The sequence below is a fragment of the Mesorhizobium sp. B2-3-14 genome (genome assembly GCF_006442175.1).
Classification (GTDB): domain Bacteria; phylum Pseudomonadota; class Alphaproteobacteria; order Rhizobiales; family Rhizobiaceae; genus Mesorhizobium; species Mesorhizobium australicum.
In genome coordinates this window covers 1-17,122 of the sequence record NZ_VFVP01000007.1, presented here as the reverse complement: position 1 = coordinate 17,122, position 17,122 = coordinate 1, and the positions used below count along the sequence as shown (strand labels likewise).

Below are 17,122 nucleotides of genomic sequence, written 5' to 3'. Positions count from 1 at the left end.
AGGGGAGGTCGGACCGCAGGTCCGGGTGGGGTCGTCTCGGCAGTGCTCGACGTTCCTTGATGTCGGCGCGCTTGGCGGAGGACCCCACCCCCGGCCTTCGGCCGGACCCTCCCCTCGAGGAGGAGGGGACGCAGCGCCAGGGAAACAGCCATGACCACCATCACCGCAACCACCGCCCCACCCCGCCTCCGCAAACGCGTTGGCGCCGGGCGCCGGCAATGGATTGGCCTGCTCTATGTGGCGCCGGCGGTGGCGCTGGTCATGCTGTTCTTCGTCATTCCGCTCGGCATGACGGCCTGGATGTCGCTGCACAACTGGCCCTTGATGGGCGAGCACTCCTTCATCGGCCTCGGCAATTACTGGGCAATCCTGCGCGACACCAGGTTCTGGAACGCGCTGAGATTCACCGGCTACTACACGCTGATCGTCACCATCGCGATCTTCGCCGTCGCCTTTCCGCTGGCGATCTTCATCGAGCGGCCGCGCCCGTTCACCAACCTCTACCGCACCATGTTCTTCATGCCGGCGGTGGTCGGCTTTGCCTCGGCGAGCCTTTTGTGGTCGTGGCTGCTCAACGTCGATTCCGGCCTGTTCAGCCCCGCCGCCTACGATCTCGGCCTGATCGACAAGAAGTTCAACCTGCTCGCCACCTTCCAACCGGCCTTCTGGTCGATCATCGCCATGGTGGTGTGGAAGGTCGCTGGCTTCACCATGATCATCCTGATGACCGGCCTGCAGTCGATCCCGCAGGATCTGCAGGAGGCCGCCGTCATCGACGGCGCCGGGCCGTTCGCCAGGTTCCGGGCGATCACCTTGCCGCTGATGCGCCGCACCCTGGCGCTGGCGCTGATCCTGTCGGTCGCGGGCTCCATCCTTGCCTTCGACCAGTTCTACATCATCCTGCGCGGCGGCCCGCGCAACCAGACGCTGACGGCGGTGTACTGGATCTTCAACCAGTCCTTCGTCTCGTTCAAGCTCGGCTATGGCGCGGCACTCTCGATGGTGCTGCTGGTCATCCTGGTGGCGCTCAGCCTCGTCCAGCTCTGGTTGCTGCGCAAACCCGAGGGGCTCGACTGATGGCGCAGGCGATATCGGGCACAGGCAAGCTTGCCGCGCGCTTGGCCAGGCATTCCACCGGCATCGTCGCCTCGGTGCTGTTCGTGGCGCCGATCGTGTGGACGGTGCTGTCGGCCTTCAAGCCGGCACAGGAGGCGCGCCTGCCGCCGCTGCCGCCCTGGCCGACGACGGGCTTCTCGCTGGAGAACTATCAAACGCTGAACAGTTTCGGCGACGGCCTGTGGGCCTCGGCGCAGAACAGCATCTATGTCTCGGTGATGACGGTCATGCTGTCGGTCATCGTCAGCGTGCTCGCCGGCTACGGTTTTTCGCGGTTTCGGTTCCCGTTCAAGGACTTGTTCTTCGTCCTCATCCTGTCGACGATCATGATCCCGTTCCAGTCGATCCTGACGCCGATCTTCCTGGTGCTGACCAAGCTTGGCCTGCACAACACGCTGACCGGCCTGGTCGGCGTCTATGTGACGCTGCAGCTGCCGTTCTCGATCTTCATGATGCGCAACGCCTTCGACGCGGTGCCGCGCGAGATCGAGGAGGCCGCGCGCATGGACGGCGCCGGCAACGCCACCATGCTCATAAAGGTCATGCTGCCGCTGGTCTGGCCTGGTGTCGTCACCATCGCGCTGTTTGCCTTCCTCGGCGCCTGGAACGAATTCCTCGCTGCCCTGGTGCTGATGACCGACCAGTCCAAGTTCACGCTGCCGGTGATGATGACCGCACTTCAGTCCGGCCGCTTCGGCGCCATCGACTGGGGCGCGGTGCAGGCGGGCGTCACCGTGATGATGGTGCCGTGCCTGATCCTGTTCCTGGCTTTGCAGCGCTTCTACATCCGCGGCCTGATGGCCGGGGCCGTCAAATAGAGCATGATCCCGAAAAGTGGGAACCGGTTTTCGGAAAGATCATGCTCCAACAAAGAGATAGACGTCAGATCGAATGGAGTGAGTTCATGACCGCATCGCCATCCCCCCGCCACGCCACCCCAAATAAATCGCAGGGGACGGGCAAGCCGAAGCTCGCCTTCCGCCCGCTGCCGGTGCCGCAGGTCGACGTGCGCGGCTTCTGGGGCGACCGCGCCGAGGCGGTTGCCACGCGCACCGCCGACATCCTTTACGACCGCTGCGTGGCGGCGCGCATGCTGGAGCAGATCGATCCGGACCAGCCCTCGCCAGGCGTCGTCATTCCGTTCCACTCGCCCTCGCCCGACGAGGCGGCCTCCGCCGGCTTCACCGGCTCGACGGTGACCACGCAGATGTTCTGGGATTCCGATCTCGGCAAGACGATCGAGACCGCGGCCTATTCGCTCTACCGGCGTAAGAATCCCGAACTGGAGAAGAAGATCGACGCCGTCATCGACATGTATGGCAGGCTGCAGCAGGAGGACGGCTATCTCTCCAGCTGGTACCAGCGCATCCAGCCGGGCAAGCGCTGGACCAATCTGCGCGACTGCCATGAGCTTTATTGCGCCGGCCACCTCATCGAGGGCGCGGTCGCCTACTACCAGGCGACGGGCAAGCGCAAGCTGCTCGACATCATGTGCCGCTATGCCGACCACATCGCTTCGGTGCTGGGACCCGAGCCCGGCAAGAAAAAAGGCTATTGCGGCCATGAGGAGATCGAACTGGCGCTGGTCAAGCTGGCGCGGGTGACGGGCGAACAAAAGTACATGGAATTGGCCAAATATTTCATCGACCAGCGCGGGCAGCAGCCGCACTATTTCGACGAGGAGGCGCGCGCCCGTGGCGCCGACCCGAAGGCTTATCATTTCAAGACCTACGAATACAGCCAGTCGCACATACCGGTTCGCGAGCAGGACAAGGTCGTCGGCCACGCGGTGCGGGCCATGTACCTCTATTCGGGGATGGCCGACATCGCGACCGAATATGGCGACGACACGCTGCGGGTGGCGCTCGACCGGCTGTGGGACGACCTCACCACCAAGAACCTCTACATCACCGGCGGGCTCGGCCCGTCGGCGCACAATGAGGGCTTCACCAGCGACTACGACCTGCCCAACGAAACCGCCTATGCCGAGACCTGTGCGTCGGTCGGGCTGGTGTTCTGGGCGAGCCGCATGCTCGGCATGGGGCCGAACGCGCGCTACGCCGACATGATGGAGCGCGCGCTCTACAACGGCTCGATCTCGGGCCTGTCGCTCGACGGTTCGCTGTTCTTCTACGAGAACCCGCTGGAAAGCCGGGGCAAGCATAACCGCTGGAAATGGCACCGCTGCCCTTGCTGCCCGCCCAATATCGGGCGCATGGTCGCCTCGATCGGCAGCTATTTCTACAGCCTGGCGGACGACGCGCTGGCGGTTCATCTCTATGGCGACTCCACCGCCCGCTTCGACATTGCAGGCACACCGGTCACGCTGACGCAGGCGAGCCGCTATCCCTGGGATGGTGCCGTCGAGATTACCGTTGAGCCGCAGGCGCCGGTAGAGTTCACGCTGCACCTGCGTGTGCCGGCCTGGAGCGGCAACGCCGGCCTGGCCGTCAATGGCGAGACGGTCGACCTCGAGGATTTGACCAGTGACGGCTACGCCGCGATCCGGCGCAGGTGGCAGAAGGGCGACCGTGTCCGGCTCGATCTCGAAATGCCGATCGAGCGGCTCTATGCCAATCCCGAGGTGAGGCAGGATGCCGGCCGCGTCGCACTGTCGCGCGGGCCGCTGATCTACTGCGTCGAGGCGACCGACAATGACAATCGCCTGCATCGCCTGACCCTGCCGCGCACGGCCGGCATCGAGGCGCATGACGAACCGGATCTGCTCGGCGGTGTGGTGACGCTTTCAGCCACGGCACAAGCCGATGCCGGGGATGGCTGGCAGGACGGCCTTTATCGCGCCGATCCGCCGGCCAGGGTCGAGACGCGCCTGACCGCCATCCCCTATTTCGCCTGGGACAACCGCGAGCCCGGCGAGATGCTGGTTTGGCTGCGGGATGGTTGATACCGGCGGCAACGCCGTGGGGCGGCCGGTTATGTCCGGCTCGACTGGGCGGCGGCGGTCAGCGGCTTTTTCGGCGCTGCTTTCGCGGCGCTGCCGTCAATATGCGCCCAGGCCGGCCGCTCGAACAGGAACATGCCGAAGCCGATGCGCTGCACGATGAAGTAGAGCACGATGGGACTGACGATCGAGACCAGCAGCACCGCCAGGCTGAGCAAGCCCGTGTCGGTCAGCAGGCCGCTTGCCAGCGCCGCGCCGCGGAACAGCGACATCGGAATGGTGAAGGCGACATAGACGACCAGGGAATGTTCGCCCAGCCAGCGCAGCCATTCCATGGCGGGAAATTTCGACAGGAAACCGCCAAGCACGCAAAGCGCCACGGCACCGGCGACGGCCAGGACGAGATGCAGCGGCGGCCATGCCGCCAAGCCCATCTGCATGCCGACCGGCTGCATGGCATAACCCGGCGAATAGACCAGCAGGCCATTGACGACAGCCCACAGGACGAGCCCGGAGACGGTCAGCGCCGGGCGGGCTTGCGTCCATTCGACGAGCCGGAACACCAGCGGGGCCATGACGAAGCCGACGTAGAAAAAGACGAAATAGGCGGCGAATTGTTCGACCGCGTAGCTGTCGGGATGCGGCGCCCACATCTGCAGGCCGGCCGCGATCGGGATGACGATCCAGGCGGGCACGGCAAGCTGCCGCAGCAGTTTCGCGGCAAGACCGAACACCGCCAGCATGTAGATGAACCACAGGACGCCATAGGGCTGGACGACGGCCATTGCCAGGTCGTGCAGCATGCCGGCGGGATCCCGGCTGAAGATGCCGATCTTCAGCCCGATCGAGATGATCGCCCACAGCACGTAGAAATAGAGGTAATGGACGACGCGCCGGTCGATATAGCGCAGCCACGGCCGGTCGATCACCTGCGACAGGAACAGCCCCGAGATCAGGAAGAATTCCGGCATCCGGAACGGCGTCGCGAAGCCGATGACATAGTGGAGAAAGCCGACGCCGCCTGTATACTCGCCGGTGTTGTAGGCCGAGTACATCATGACCACGAGGATGATCGAGAGGCCTTTGGCCGTGTCCACCCACGGCATGCGCATTGGGCTGCTGTTCATGGCGGCGAATCCAAACCGGCCGGCCCGGCTGGCCAGCCATCATCCCGCGATGTCTAGCACCATCAAGCTTCCCAGATCGTAAACGCGGCTGTCTTGCGGTGAGGCTGGCAGCGCCCGCGGGCCGCCGTGTTGAAGCCGTTGGCAATCATCTGCCGTCCGCGCTGCCCCTCGCCTGCCTGCCGGCATCATCCCCGTAAACGGGGCGAGGGACGCCGTTCTCGCCGATTTCGCCAATCGCCGGCGTTGCAGAAAGAGCGTCGGCCTCGCGGGCAGCCCTCTCGCCCCGTTTACGGGGAGAGATGTCCGGCAGGACAATGAGGGGCAGCGCCGACCGTGACCTCTATGCACAATGAACGATTACTTTCGGGACTTGGATTTGTTCAAAGCCACCGCCGCGCGTACCAGCGCCTTGAAGGCCTCCTGGTCGACCTCCTCGCCTTTCTGGAAATCGATGGCGCGCCGTGTGTTGCCTTCGAGGCTGGAATTGAACAGGCGCGAGGGATCGGGCAGCGCGGCACCCTTGGCGAAGGTCAGCTTGACGACGGCCTTGTAGGTTTCGCCGGTGCAGATCATGCCGGCATCCTCCCACACCGGCACGCCGCGCCATTTCCACGTCTCGACCACGTCGGGATCGGCTTGATGGATCAGCGTGCGCAGCCGCCCCAGCATCTCGCCGCGCCAGTCGCCCAATTCCTTGATCCTGCCGTCGATCAGCTCGGAGGGAGATTTGCTGTCCTGGGTGGTCGTCATGCCGTTTCTCCTTCGAATGCTAGATAGGGCACTCACATGCGCTCGCCAGGCAAGAGGCTCGCCTGCTTCACCCAGGCGCTGAACTGCGCTTCGTCGAACGCGTCGTCCTCATGAATGTTGAGGTAGCGCGTGTCCCGACTTTTGGATTCGCCCGGCGGCACCGGATCCAGCGACATGCCGCGGAAGAAGGCCACCTTGATGTATCTGGTGAAGCAATGGAAGCTGAGGAACCAGCCCTCGCCCTCGACGCCGTAGAAGGGCGAGTTCCATTTCACCGCCTTGTTTACGCCGGGCACGGCGCGCTCGATGAGCGCGTCGAGCCGCCCGCCCATCTCGCGCTTCCAGCCCGGCATAGCCACGATATAGGCCTGCACCGGAGCGTCGCCATAACCCTTGGCGATCTGCGGATTGCCACCGGAAAGCAGCTTCGGCTCAGCCTTGGCCGGGGTCGCCTTGGCCATGCGCTTTCCTCCTATCCATTGGCCCGCTGTGCGCTGCGTCCTTTCGCGACATAGGGCAGCACGAACATATAGAGGCCGCTGAACAGCATAAGGAAGAGCGGCGGCAGTGGCGAATAGACCACCCAGGCCGGCGGCTGTCCAAACGCCATGGTGACGAAATTGGCGACGACGGTCGCCGTGAAGATGATCGACAGCCAGCGATGCGCTTGCCGCATCCATTTGCTCCAGTCCAATTCTGCCTCCTCTTGCGCTATGCGTTGAAACCCGGCGCCCTACCAGCGCGCCAGTTCGGTGATCTGGATGAGATTGCCGCAGCCATCCTCCAACTTGGCGATGGTCGAGCCGGTCACGTCGGTAGGCGCCATGGCAAAGGCACCGCCATTGGCCTTGATGCGCTCATGGTCGCCCTTGATGTTGTCGGTGAAGAGCATCAGCGCCGGCTGGCCCTGCTTGAAGATCGCCTGCTGGTAGGCCTTTGCCGCCGGGTTGTCGTTCAGCGCCAGCTGCAATTCGGTGCCGTCGGGCTCTTCGGCCGAGACGACCGTCAGCCAACGGAACGGCCCATTGCTGAAATCGGCTTTTTTGGTGAAGCCCAGCACGCCGGTGTAGAAGGCAAGCGCCTTTTCCTGATCGTCGACATAGATGCTGGTCAGTTTGATCTTCATCGCTTTTTCTCCATGGTTTTGACGGCGGAGAACCCGCCCTCTAATATTTCTGTGTGGCTTTCAGTTCGAGACCTCAGTCCGTCCGCGCCAGAAGCTCTTCCAGCTTTTCCAGGAATTGCGGCCAACCCACCTTGGCGCCGCCATAGGCCCGCTTCTGGTCGGGCCGGAAACCGGCCTGCTCCATGCGCAGATGGGTTCCCGTTGGCGTCGGGGTGAGCGTGAAAGTCACCACGCTCCTGAGATCGAACGCTGGGTCCTGATGCGCGAGGTTCCAGCTGTAGGACAACCTCTTGTGCGGCTCCACGGCAAGCACCTCGCAGTCCAGCACGCCGCCCCAGTCGGCGCTGATGTTGAAGCGATGGCCGACGGCGGGTTTGAAATCGTTCTTCATCAGCCACTCCTCGATCAGATGCGGTTGCGTCAGCGCGCGCCAGAGTTTTTCGGGCGGATGAGAGATTTCCCGCTCGACGACGACAGTGCGGGTTTGCTGTGCACTGTCGTTCACTGGTCCATCCTTTTGAGCAAATCCTCGAGGTCGTCGAACCGGCTTTCCCAGAACCCCGCCATATGGCGTGTCCAGTCCATCAGCGGCGCCAGCGCGGCAAGCTGGGCGCTGTAATGCGTCTGGCGGCCTTGATGGCGGTCGCGCACCAGCCCGGCCTGCTTCAGCACGCCGAGATGCTTCGACACCGCCGGCTGCGAGACGCCGGACTGGCTGGTCAGCGCCCCGACCGTCTGCTCTCCCTGGCGGCACAGCCGCTCGAAGATCGCCCGCCGTGTCGGGTCGGCGAGCGTCCTGAAGAGCGTGTCATGAGCGTCTGGCATCTCTAATCGATAACCCGTTGGCTATTGGTTGACGTATAACCACAGGGATATATGTTCGTCAAGCGAAAGATTGCAGCGTCCTGAATACGGTGGTGGCTAGACGGCGACGTGGCTGCGACCGATCTCGCGCGCCACCAGTTCCTGCAGTTGCCACAGATTGCGGTCGCGTATGCCGCAGGCGTCGAGATGGCGGATGGTCTCGAACAGATATTGCGCGCCCGAGCCCCAATGGCCGACGGCGTTCGCCAGCGTCGCCGCGACCGCGGGCTTGTCCAGTTTGCCGGCATAGCGCGGGTTGGCGGGATCGACGACGAAGCCGAGCGCCAGGCACGGCCCGCTTTCGGTGCTGACCCGCAGCCAGCGCGGCACGTTGACGGCGGGCAGGATGGTCATTTCGCGGCGCAGCAGCGCTTCCAGATTTTCGGCAACCGGTTCGGCGATCTCGAACACCATGCCCTGGCACTGGCCGCCACGGTCGAGCGCCATCATCAGGCCGGGCTGCTCGAGCGTGCCGCGAAAGCGCTGCACCGTGAAGCAGAACGACCGGTGCCAGCCCCGCGCCACCGCCCGCTCGCCGCCCCTCACCTCGCCCGCCGGCTTCCACAACAGCGAGCCATAGGCGAACAGCCTCAGCGGCCCGGCCGGTGCCGAGGCCAGGATCTCGTCGCGAAACCGCGCATAGTCGTCATCGGTCATCGGGATCATGCCCGGCACCGGCCCGGCATCCTCGACCACGCGCAAGGTGCGCGCCACCAGCGCCTCGGTCAGCGCCATCGGCGCCTTGCGTGGCGCTGATTTGCGCGGTGCGGCGGAAATCGGCTTGCTCATTGTCGTGCCTCGGCCATGGCAGCCATGTTGCTGAAGGCTAGGGGATTCTCAAGAGCCAGATCCGTTCGAAACCTGTCCCTACCTGAGCCATCCCGTGCAGCAGCTTGATCGGATTCAACAAATTCGGACGACGTCAGCATCCCTGACACCTATGACACCAGCGGCATCGGCAGCTTGAGCCCGTCGATCAGCGCGTCGCGGAACAGCGCGATCGGGCGCCCCAGCCGCCCGGCAGGCGGGCGGTGCAGCAGCCAGGCGCGCACTTGCGGCTTGAAGTCGGGGCAGTCGATCACCTCGACGGCATCGCGCCAGCGACTGTCGGCGAAGGCGCCCGGCGTGACGATGCCGATGCCATGGCCGCGCGCCACCAGCGACATTCTGAGATCGACGCTGAGCGCTTCGACGCCGACCTGGAAAGGCAGCCTCGCGGCATCGAAGCTCTGACGGATGAAGGCGCGAAAACCGCAGCCGTTTTCGTTCATCACCCAGGCAAAGCGCGATAGATCGGCAAGCTTCGCCTGCTTCGGCACGCCAAGTCCGGGAGACGCGACCAGCAGCACCGATTGTACGCCGAGATCGTCGCAGACCAGTTCGTCCGGCGGCGCCAGGCCTTCGGCGAGGCACACCGCCACCGCGTCGACCTCGCTGCGCGCCACCTGCTCGACCAGCCTTGGCGACCAGCCCGAAGTGATGCGCAGCGTCAATTGCGGGAAGGCGGCGCGCAGGCCATCGAGCGGCAGCGCCAGCGCCGCATCCGAGAGATAGGGCATGATGCCCAGGCGGAATTCGCCCCTGACCTCGCCTTGCGGCGACACGCCTGCCTTCAGGTCCTCCAGCGAACGCAGCACGCGCCGGCCATGCTCATAAGCTTCGCGTCCCGAGGCGGTCGGCTTCAGCGGCTTCGACTGGCGGTCGAGCAATGCTGTCGCCAGCCCATCCTCGAGGTTCTGGATGCGGCGCGTGACGCCCGGCTGGGTGAGATTGAGCCTGGCCGAGGCGCCGACGATCGAGCCAGTTTCCACCACGGCGACGAAAGCTTCGAGATCATGGATGTTCATGCGCATCTCGCATAATCATTATCGATTTGATTGAATTGTAGCATGATAAAACTTCGGCATAAAGTCCTCACGGGATATGCAACTTCATTGAGGATTTCATGCTCGATACCAATGATGGTCAATTGGCCGGACGGCTGCCGGCTCGAACCATCACCGGCCCGCAGACGCTGCTTTTTGCAGCCTCTACCGGCATTATCGTCACCAATCTGTTCGCGCCGCAGACACTGGTCGGCCTGATCGGTCCCTCGCTCGGCGCCGGCGCCGCGAGCGTCGGTCTGGTCGCCATGGCGACGCTGCTCGGCTATGCCGCCGGCCTGTTCTTCCTAGTGCCGATGGCCGATCTCGGCGAAAACCGCACCCTGATCCTGCGCATGCTGGGCTCGGCGGCTCTTGCGGCCGGCATCGCCGCGCTGGCGCCCACCATCGCCTCGCTGCTGATCGTCCTGTTCGTGCTCGGCGCCGCCTGTTCGGCGATCCAGATACTGGTGCCAATCGCCGCCTCGATGGCGCCGCCCGGCGAGGCCGGCCGCGTCATCGGCGATGTGATGAGCGGACTGATGATCGGCATCCTGCTCGCACGGCCGCTGGCCAGCCTCGTCGCCGATGCCTGGGGCTGGCGCGCCTTCTATGGCCTCAGCGCCGCCGCCCTGACGCTGCTCGCCATCGTGCTCGCCTTCACCCTGCCGCGACGGCGGCCGGAGGTGAAATCGTCCTATGGCGCGCTGATTGCCTCACTTTTCCATCTGCTGCGCCAAGAGCCGGTGCTGCGGCGCCGCGCCTTGACCGCGGCGCTGGTGATGGCGGCGTTCAGTCTGTTCTGGACGGCGGTGGCCCTGCGCCTGGCGCAGCCGCCTTTCGGCCTCGGGCAACGCGGCATCGCGCTTTTCGCGCTCGTCGGCGCCGGCGGTGCCGTGGTTACGCCGCTGTTCGGTCGCGCCGGCGACCGTGGCTGGACGCGGGCGGCGACGATCTTCTGCCATCTCCTGCTGATTGGCGCGCTGGTGCTCGCGGCCTGGGCCGGCTCCTTTCAGTCCGGCGCGTCATGGACACCGCTCGCGCTGATGGGCGTCAGCGCCGTGCTGCTCGACATCGGCGTCACCGGCGACCAGACGCTCGGCCGCCGCGCCATCAACCTGCTGCGTCCCGAGGCGCGCGGCCGCCTCAACGGCCTGTTCGTCGGCATCTTCTTCATCGGCGGCGCCATCGGCTCCTTGCTGGCCGGCATCGGCTGGACCCTGGGCGGCTGGCCCTGTCTCTGCGCCGTCGGCGCCGCCTTTGGTCTCGCTGCCCTGCTGGTCGACGGGACCGGCGGGCCCGAATGACCGCTGGCCGGAACGACATTGCCTCATAGGCGTTGTCGGCGGGGAGGAAGTCATGAACGATGCGCCGGCAACGCCCGTCGGCAGGCCGCTTTCGCCTGGCGAGCTGGTCACCGTGATGTCCCATTTCCATCGCGCCGAGATCGCCCGCATGGCGGGCTGGCGCGACCGCCTCGACCGCACCAGCAATTGGGCGATCACCGTTGTCGCGGCGATGCTGTCGGTGTCGCTGTCGACGGCCAGTGCCCATCACGGCGTGCTGCTGTTCGCCATGCTGCTGGTGCTGCTCCTGTTGTGGATCGAGGCGCGCCGCTACCGCTTCTTCGATGTCTATCGCGCCCGCGTGCGCCAGTTCGAGCGCCATTATTTCGCGCAGATCTTCTCGCCGCAGCCCGACTTTGCCTCCGACTGGCTGCTGATCCTCGGCGAGAGCCTGCGCACGCCAAAATTCCTGGTCTCGCAGCGCGTGGCGCTGGCGCGCCGCTTGCGCCGTAATTACCTGCACATGATGCTGATCCTGCTGCTCGCCTGGATCCTCAAACTGTCGACCCCGAGCCTGATCGACCAAGGCGTGCCGGTCGGCTTTGTCGGCACGATGCGCGAAGCTGTCGGCGCCGCGGCGCTCGGTCCCATTCCGGGCGTGGCGATCGTCGCCGTGGTTGCCCTCCTCTATGCCGTCCTGCTGGCAGCCGCCTTCCTGACACCGGGCGACGACGGCGAACTCTCCTTCGGCGACGTCCACGTCTGAGTTCGATATCTCGTAACGGATGGCTGCAACGCAAACCCCGGCCGCGCGTTGTGATGGTCAGTCCGCGGCGGCGTCTTGAAGGGACCCATGATCCACCCACCGGCAACAAGGTCGCACGGCACTGCGGCCGCCCTTTCGCTGGCCGCCGCCCTTCCGCTGGCCGCCGCCCTTTCGCTGGCGATTGTCGCCCTCGCCTCGGCAAGCCAGGCGCTGGCCGCGCAGCCGGCCGGCCACGCCTCGGGCATGGGCGGCTCGGCCGAAGGCCTGTTCGTCGCCGAGATCGTGCTTCTGCTTCTGGTCGGGCGTGGCTTGGGTGAGATCTTCCAGCGCTACCGGCAGCCGGCGATCATGGGCCAGCTGATCGGCGGCATCCTGCTCGGGCCGTCGCTGTTCGGCTGGCTCTGGCCCGGCGCCCAGCATCTGATCTTCTCCACCGATCCGGCGCAGAAAAGCATGATCGATGCCGTCTCGCAGCTCGGCATCCTGCTGCTCCTGCTGCTGACCGGCATGGAGACGGATCTGCGGCTTGTGCGGCGGGTGGGTGCGGCCTGTTTTTCGATCTCGATCACCGGCGTCGTCCTGCCCTTTGCCTGCGGTTTCGCGCTGGCGCAGGTGCTGCCGGATTCGCTTCTGCCCGAGCCGAGCGAGCGCATCGTCGCCGGGCTGTTCCTCGGCACCGCGCTGTCGATCTCCTCGGTCAAAATCGTCGCCATGGTGGTGCGCGAAATGAATTTCATGCGCCGCAATCTCGGCCAGGTCATCGTCTCCTCGGCCATCATCGAGGACACGATCGGCTGGCTGATCATCGCCGTCACTTTCGGCATCGCCACCAATGGCAGCCTGCAGGTGCTGCCGCTGGTGCTGACGGTGGCCGAAGTGGCGCTGTTCATGGTGTTCTCCTTCACCATCGGCCGCCGCCTGGTGTTCACCCTGATCCGCTGGAGCAACGATTCCTTCCGCAGCGAATACGCCGTCATCACCGTTATCCTCATCATCATGGGCGTGATGGCGCTGATCACCAACCTGATCGGCGTCCACACCGTGCTCGGCGCCTTCGTCGCCGGCATACTGGTCGGGGAATCGCCGATCCTGTCGGACCACATCGAGGGCCAGTTGCGCGGCGTCATCACGGCGCTGTTCATGCCGGTGTTCTTCGGCATGGCCGGCCTGTCGGCGGACCTCACCGTGCTTGCCGACCCGACGCTGGCGCTGCTGACGCTGGCGCTGGTGGGGATCGCCAGCATCGGCAAGTTCTCGGGCGCCTTCCTCGGCGGCCGGCTGGCCGGCATGTCGCTGAAGGAGTCTACCGCCGTCGGCAGCGCCATGAACGCGCGCGGCTCGACCGAGGTCATCGTCGCTTCGATCGGCCTGTCGATGAACATCCTTTCCCACAATCTGTTCACCATGATCGTCACCATGGCCGTCATCACCACGCTGGCCATGCCGCCAATGCTGCGCTGGGCGCTCGGCCGGCTGCCGGTCGGCGACACCGAAAAGCAGCGCGTCGACCGCGAACTGCTCGACGAGCGCGGCTTCGTCTCCAAGCTGGAGCGGCTGCTGCTGCTCGTCGACGACAGCCCGGTCGGCAAGTTCACCGCCTACCTCGCCGGTCTCGTCGGCGGCGGCAGCGGCATGCCGACCACGCTGCTCCACCTCGAGGATGGCAAACTGACAGGCCCTGCCCGCGACAAAGGTCCCGAGCGGGCCTCCAAGCAGGTCAAGAGGGGCGCGGCCAGAAGCGCCAAGGCTGTCAGCAAGGCCGAGGATACGCCCGTCGACAAGGTCCACCTCACGGCCCGCACCGAGCTTGAAGCCACCGCCGAGACGATCGCCGCCGAAGCCCGCAAGGGCTACGGCCTGCTGCTGGTCGGGCTGGACAACGCGCTGGCCGAAGGCACCTTCAGCGGCACGCTGAACGCCATCACCAGCGGCTTCGACGGCCCGCTCTGCCTGGTGCTGAATGGCGCCAAGGCCGATGGCAAGATGCCGATGCTGCGCGCCGGCGCGACCATCCTGGTTCCCGTCAACGGCACCGAGGTGGCGCGGCGCGCGGCCGATTTCGCGCTCGCCTTGGCGCGGCCGCACCGGGCGCGCGTGAAAGTCCTTTATGTCTCGCAGGCCCGCAAGGGCAGCCGGCCGAGCTCGGTTTCGCACCGCCGCGAGGAGGCCGTGCTCAAGGACGTCGCCGATCTCGCCGACCGCTATGGCGTCGCCGTCGACACCGCGATCAGGACGCGCGCCACGCCCGACAGGGCGATCGCCAGGGAAGCAGCCAAGGGCGCCGCCATGGTGGTGATGGGCGTCACCCAGCGGCCAGGCGACGAACTGTTCTTCGGCGACACGGCGAGCGCGGTTCTGGCCGCCGCCGCCTGCCCGGTCGTGCTTCTGGCCAGCGACCGCGTGCGGCGAACCGAAGCCACCGCCGAGGAGACGGCAGCCGAGACTGGGGCTTGATGCCTGTCGGCCTTGCCGGAGGACGCGATTCCCCCGGGGAAGCGCTACGCGCTGTTCCTGGAATTGCGCCTACAGGCCGAGGAATTGCCGCCCGATCATGTAGCCCAGCGCCGCCGCGACGAGCGGAAACAGCGCCGGCGCGACCTTGCCGAACAAGGAGACGCTTGTGTCCTTGGGCGGCACATAGCGTCCATTGCCAAGATTCTTGGTCATTGCGTACCCCACGCCACCGGATAATTAGCAGATGCTTATTGACGCATGGCCGCATTAACGGGTTGCAAAGAAATTCGATCGAAAGCCGGCCATTCGACTGGATGACTGGCGAATGCGGCTTGGCTTGGCCTGGATCTCGGAAGCGGGTATGCCCCGGCCTCGCGCAGCCGCCGGGGGCATCGGTCGTCGCGGCCGAGCGCTAGGTCCGGCAGACCGCCACGACGAAGAACTCGCGGTAGCAGAAATCGGGATCGTCCAGCAGGCGATCCGGCCGCTGCTTCAGCTCCCGCCAATAGGCCTGGTCGGCGTCAGGCAGGGCGTAGCCCGGCGCGACGCTGGCAAAATAGGCCAGCAGGTCGCGAACATAGTCGCGCGTGAAGCGAGGCGCCGGCGCCCAGCGCTCGACCAGCCAGCCCTTGCGGCTGACGACCTCCAGGCCCGCCTGCCGCAGGCGCGCCGGAAGCGTCGAGCCGCAATCGGTGCCGAGCACGCCCCGGTCGCGGAACCCTTGCAGCCTGGCGGCCATGAAGCGCGCCAGCAGGGCCCGGTCCATGGGCAGGATCTGCAGGATGGTCGAATCGAAATCCTTGACCGCCAGGATGCCGCCCGGCTTCAGCACGCGCCTGGCCTCGCCGACGGCAAGCTCGAACTCGGCCGGCGTCAGATACTGCATGACATTGCCGGACCAGACGCAATCGAACGATGCGTCGGCGAAGGGCAGCGACAGGATGCTGCCGACATGCGTGGCAATTTCAGGCGGCTCGGGCAGCGTGCCCGCGAGCGCCTCGACCCGGGCGATGTTTTCGGGCGCGAGGTCGAGCGCGGCAATGAAGCCGGAGGAGCCGACGGCGCTCGCGATGAGCGGCAGGAAGCCGCCGCTGCCGCACCCGGCATCGAGCACGCGCCAGCCCGGGCGGATGCCGGCGTCGAGCAAGGCCGCCTCGTATTCGGGCCGCGACGATTCGAAATGAAGATCGAGCCAGCCGGCCTCGCTCGCTTCGTGACCGGTGGACGTTTGGTTCCTGCCAGACAAATGATGACTCCCCATGGCGCGGCAGGGATAGAAGCGCACCGGACGCCATCACGCAATGCCCGCGCGGCGTGGAACCGACGCCGGTCTACGCCGGCAGGGACGGCTCGGTGTTGGGTTCCAGCGCCTCTTCCGCCTCATGGTCGTCCGGAAGCACGTCGCCATGCACCGCCAGCGGCCGGCCGATCCAGATGGGATCGACCAGATGGTCGCGCTTGGGATTGCTCGTGTTCGGGTGGACGAGGATGCTCAGCCCGCCATGGTTCAGCATCAGCCACGGAACCAGCGCGCCGAAGATCCCGGTCGCGAAGGAGACCTGGTACATGGCCTTGTCATGCGGCCCGACCTGTCCGTCGTGCCAATTGCCCAGGCGCACGCGGAATCGTTCCGCGATGTGCTGCCGCAGCCATTCGGCATGCTGCCGCTCGGCCGGCCCGTCGAAATAGACATGCGCGTGATAGCTGGCGATCTCGGCAAGTGGCCGTGGACTGTCTTGGCTCATCTCGATGCCCTCCTCCTCCCGCCATTCAGCCCGAGAGCGCGGTCTTAAGCAAGGTCACCGACTGCCGCTCGACCCGCCGGGAAGATCGGCACCGCTGGACGCGGTTCCCGCCTCCCAGGCATGCCGTCACGCCGCCGGCGCCGCGAGGCTTTCGGCCCCGCGCACATCGTGTAGTCTGGTCGTCCCCTTGGAAAATGACAAGATGAACACCGCCGAAACCCTGCCCTATCTGTCATCCCAGTTGCTCGACCGCCTGTCGATCTCGACAGTCGACATGGTCGACGAGATCGAACGCCAGATCGTCGGCCAACGGCGCGGCGAGGTGTGGTGCGCGCCGAAGGCGGTCGTGCTGCCGGGCGACGACCGCTACATCATGGCGACGCTGGGCGTTGCCTCCACACCGCCCGTGCTGGCGACGAAATCGCTGGTCGTCAATCCGCGCAACGCCGGGCGCGGACTGCCGACGCTCAATTCGCTGATCACGCTGCTCGACGCCGAGACCGGCCTGCCGCTTGCCCTTGTCGACGGCAATTGGGTGACCGAGAAACGCACGGCTGCCTTGAGCGCCGTCGCCGCCAGGCGCATGGCGCGCGGCGATGCGTCATCCCTGGCCTTCATCGGCTGCGGGGTGCAAGCGCGCGGTCACCTCGAAGCCTTCGCCGACCTCTTCCCCTTGCGCAAAATCCGCGCCTTCGGCCGCGGCACCGCCAACCGCGACGCGCTGTGCCAAATGGCGCGCTCGCGGGGTCTGGACGCCGCGCCCTGCGACACGGCAAGGGCCGCGATCGAAGGCGCCGACATGGTGGTGACGACGGTGACCCTGGTGCCCAAGCCCGAACCCTTCCTCGACGCCAACTGGCTGAAGCCAGGCAGCTTCACCGTAATGACCGACCAGGCCCTGCCCTGGCTGCGAGACACCATGCCCCGCTTCGACCGCATCATCGTCGACGATCTGGAGCAGGAGAAAAACATGGCCAAGCCGATGGTTGATCCCGGACTGGTTGTGGGAGATTTGACCGGGCTGGTCTGCGGGGACTTTGCGGGGCGGGAGCAGCCGGGTGAGACAACGGCGTTTGTTTTTCGAGGGCTGGCTGTGGGGGATCTGGCGGTGGCGGGGTTGGTGT

The 17,122-nt window shown here is 65.8% G+C and carries 19 protein-coding genes; 7 read left to right on the top strand and 12 right to left on the bottom strand.

The window, feature by feature from the left end; genetic code table 11:
• The first annotated feature begins 150 nt into the window (after positions 1-150).
• The 3 genes from FJ950_RS18640 to FJ950_RS18630 all read left to right on the top strand — a co-directional run bounded on the left by FJ950_RS18640 (position 151) and on the right by FJ950_RS18630 (position 4,021).
• Positions 151-1,077 carry a sugar ABC transporter permease gene (locus FJ950_RS18640; RefSeq protein ID WP_015316767.1) on the top strand — a complete coding sequence of 309 codons (927 nt, stop codon included), beginning with the start codon at positions 151-153 and terminating at the stop codon, positions 1,075-1,077.
• A complete protein-coding gene (locus FJ950_RS18635) occupies positions 1,077-1,934 on the top strand; it encodes a carbohydrate ABC transporter permease (RefSeq protein ID WP_140617877.1) in 858 nt (285 codons plus the stop codon). Before FJ950_RS18640 ends, FJ950_RS18635 begins: the two co-directional genes overlap by 1 nt.
• Before the next feature lie 86 nt (positions 1,935-2,020).
• The gene (locus FJ950_RS18630) at positions 2,021-4,021 is read left to right on the top strand and encodes a glycoside hydrolase family 127 protein (RefSeq protein WP_140617876.1); all 2,001 of its coding nucleotides are present in this window, start codon (positions 2,021-2,023) and stop codon (positions 4,019-4,021) included.
• 29 nt (positions 4,022-4,050) lie between these two features.
• On the opposite strand, the gene FJ950_RS18625 is transcribed toward FJ950_RS18630, so the two are convergent.
• The 9 genes from FJ950_RS18625 to FJ950_RS18580 form a co-directional block, all read right to left on the bottom strand.
• Positions 4,051-5,145, bottom strand: a complete 1,095-nt coding sequence (locus FJ950_RS18625; protein WP_140617875.1) for an acyltransferase family protein — start codon at positions 5,143-5,145, stop codon at positions 4,051-4,053.
• 357 nt (positions 5,146-5,502) lie between these two features.
• On the bottom strand, positions 5,503-5,895 hold the full coding sequence (locus FJ950_RS18615; RefSeq protein ID WP_140617874.1) for a DUF1801 domain-containing protein: 393 nt from the start codon (positions 5,893-5,895) through the stop codon (positions 5,503-5,505).
• A gap of 32 nt (positions 5,896-5,927) precedes the next feature.
• Positions 5,928-6,356 carry a DUF1801 domain-containing protein gene (locus FJ950_RS18610; protein ID WP_140617873.1) on the bottom strand — a complete coding sequence of 143 codons (429 nt, stop codon included), beginning with the start codon at positions 6,354-6,356 and terminating at the stop codon, positions 5,928-5,930.
• Positions 6,357-6,367: 11 nt separating this feature from the next.
• Complete coding sequence (locus FJ950_RS18605; protein ID WP_015316761.1) at positions 6,368-6,589, bottom strand: hypothetical protein; 222 nt, start codon at positions 6,587-6,589, stop codon at positions 6,368-6,370.
• 39 nt (positions 6,590-6,628) lie between these two features.
• A complete protein-coding gene (locus FJ950_RS18600) occupies positions 6,629-7,021 on the bottom strand; it encodes a VOC family protein (protein ID WP_140617872.1) in 393 nt (130 codons plus the stop codon).
• Positions 7,022-7,094: 73 nt separating this feature from the next.
• Positions 7,095-7,526 (bottom strand): SRPBCC domain-containing protein, encoded by a 432-nt coding sequence (locus FJ950_RS18595; protein WP_015316759.1) that lies wholly within the window; start codon positions 7,524-7,526, stop codon positions 7,095-7,097.
• Positions 7,523-7,846, bottom strand: coding sequence for a metalloregulator ArsR/SmtB family transcription factor (locus tag FJ950_RS18590; protein WP_140617871.1), 324 nt, complete (start codon positions 7,844-7,846; stop codon positions 7,523-7,525). The genes FJ950_RS18595 and FJ950_RS18590 overlap by 4 nt, the downstream gene beginning before the upstream one ends.
• 96 nt (positions 7,847-7,942) lie before the next feature.
• Positions 7,943-8,674, bottom strand: a complete 732-nt coding sequence (locus tag FJ950_RS18585; RefSeq protein WP_140617870.1) for a gamma-glutamylcyclotransferase — start codon at positions 8,672-8,674, stop codon at positions 7,943-7,945.
• A gap of 149 nt (positions 8,675-8,823) precedes the next feature.
• Positions 8,824-9,732 carry a LysR family transcriptional regulator gene (locus FJ950_RS18580; RefSeq protein WP_140617869.1) on the bottom strand — a complete coding sequence of 303 codons (909 nt, stop codon included), beginning with the start codon at positions 9,730-9,732 and terminating at the stop codon, positions 8,824-8,826.
• Between the two features lie 98 nt (positions 9,733-9,830).
• On the opposite strand from FJ950_RS18580, the gene FJ950_RS18575 reads away from it, so the two are divergent.
• The 3 genes from FJ950_RS18575 (at position 9,831) to FJ950_RS18565 (ending at position 14,253) form a co-directional block, all read left to right on the top strand.
• The gene (locus FJ950_RS18575) at positions 9,831-11,054 is read left to right on the top strand and encodes an MFS transporter (protein WP_140617868.1); all 1,224 of its coding nucleotides are present in this window, start codon (positions 9,831-9,833) and stop codon (positions 11,052-11,054) included.
• A 52-nt stretch (positions 11,055-11,106) separates the two neighbouring features.
• Positions 11,107-11,799 carry a DUF2270 domain-containing protein gene (locus FJ950_RS18570; protein WP_140617867.1) on the top strand — a complete coding sequence of 231 codons (693 nt, stop codon included), beginning with the start codon at positions 11,107-11,109 and terminating at the stop codon, positions 11,797-11,799.
• An 87-nt stretch (positions 11,800-11,886) separates the two neighbouring features.
• Positions 11,887-14,253: a cation:proton antiporter gene (locus tag FJ950_RS18565; RefSeq protein ID WP_246681340.1), complete on the top strand. Its 2,367-nt coding sequence runs from the start codon at positions 11,887-11,889 to the stop codon at positions 14,251-14,253.
• Between the two features lie 69 nt (positions 14,254-14,322).
• Here FJ950_RS18565 and FJ950_RS29555 read toward each other — a convergent pair whose 3' ends face one another.
• The 3 genes from FJ950_RS29555 to FJ950_RS18555 all read right to left on the bottom strand — a co-directional run bounded on the left by FJ950_RS29555 (position 14,323) and on the right by FJ950_RS18555 (position 15,998).
• Positions 14,323-14,466, bottom strand: coding sequence for a hypothetical protein (locus tag FJ950_RS29555; protein WP_181171316.1), 144 nt, complete (start codon positions 14,464-14,466; stop codon positions 14,323-14,325).
• Between the two features lie 199 nt (positions 14,467-14,665).
• On the bottom strand, positions 14,666-15,499 hold the full coding sequence (locus tag FJ950_RS18560) for a methyltransferase domain-containing protein (protein WP_246681339.1): 834 nt from the start codon (positions 15,497-15,499) through the stop codon (positions 14,666-14,668).
• Between the two features lie 85 nt (positions 15,500-15,584).
• A complete protein-coding gene (locus FJ950_RS18555) occupies positions 15,585-15,998 on the bottom strand; it encodes a DOPA 4,5-dioxygenase family protein (RefSeq protein ID WP_140617866.1) in 414 nt (137 codons plus the stop codon).
• A gap of 202 nt (positions 15,999-16,200) precedes the next feature.
• Here FJ950_RS18555 and FJ950_RS18550 point away from each other — a divergent pair.
• Positions 16,201-17,122, top strand: a 922-nt coding sequence (locus FJ950_RS18550; protein WP_140617865.1) for an ornithine cyclodeaminase family protein, incomplete at its 3' end; no start/stop codon positions are given.